This window comes from Vibrio sp. YT-18 (genome assembly GCF_033337345.1).
Lineage (GTDB): Bacteria > Pseudomonadota > Gammaproteobacteria > Enterobacterales > Vibrionaceae > Vibrio > Vibrio alginolyticus.
This window is the reverse complement of the sequence record NZ_JAWOQO010000302.1, coordinates 1-1017: the sequence shown is the minus strand read 5'-3', so window position 1 is coordinate 1017 and position 1017 is coordinate 1. Positions and strand designations below refer to the sequence as shown.

Below are 1017 nucleotides of genomic sequence, written 5' to 3'. Positions count from 1 at the left end.
AGGGTGTTCGACAAGGCATTCATATCGATTAGATGGTCTCTTTAAATACCAATGTTGCCGCAATGATGACGCAGCGACATCTTAGCCAAGCAGCTGATCAAAACGTTGAGTCACAGAGAAACCTGTCTTCGGGATATCGGATTAACTCAGCAAGCGACGATGCTGCAGGCCTACAAATATCGAATACTCTCCATGTTCAAACGAGAGGGATTGATGTCGCCTTAAGGAATGCTCACGATGCCTATTCGGTCGCTCAAACCGCAGAAGGCGCGTTGCATGAGAGCAGTGATATTCTGCAACGGTTACGCTCTCTCGGGCTTCAGGCCGCAAATGGCAGCCATGAACAGGATGATCGTACAAGTCTTCAACAAGAAGTGATTGCACTACAAGATGAATTGGATCGTGTGGCAATCACGACGACATTCGCGGATAAAAACCTCTTCAATGGCTCTTATGGTTCTCAGAGTTTTCATATTGGCGCCAATGCGAACTCTATATCATTGACGCTCAGAAACATGCGTACGCACATACCTGAAATGGGCGGGCAACATTATCTGGGTGACAGTTTAGACAAAGACTGGCGGGTGACGAGAGATAACCAACAGTTCGCGTTTGAATATCGAGACAATGAAGGCCAAGCGCAATCTAAAGCATTAACACTCAAAGTAGGCGATAGCCTTGAAGAAGTGGCAACCTACATTAATGCCCAGCAATCGGTAGTCGATGCTTCCGTAACGCAAGATCATCAACTGCAGTTTTTTACCTCGACACTGAATGCGCCAGAAGGCGTCACATGGAAAGGCAATTTTGCCGATGAGATGGATATAGGTTCCGGTGAGTTGGTGACCGTTGATGATCTCGATATGTCGACAGTAGGAGGCGCTCAGCTTGCTATTGGTGTGGTGGATGCGGCGATAAAGTATGTTGATTCTCATCGCAGTGAAATCGGTGGATTTCAGAACCGTGTGAGTGGTACGATCGATAATTTAAACACCATTAACCGGAGTGTTTCGGAAT

The 1017-nt window shown here is 46.8% G+C and carries 1 protein-coding gene; it reads left to right on the top strand.

Annotated features, from left to right (window positions below; translation table 11 throughout):
* Nucleotides 1-32: 32 nt before the first annotated feature.
* A partial coding sequence (locus R7M72_RS26160) for a flagellin (RefSeq protein ID WP_318056601.1) occupies nt 33-1017 on the top strand: 985 nt, incomplete at its 3' end.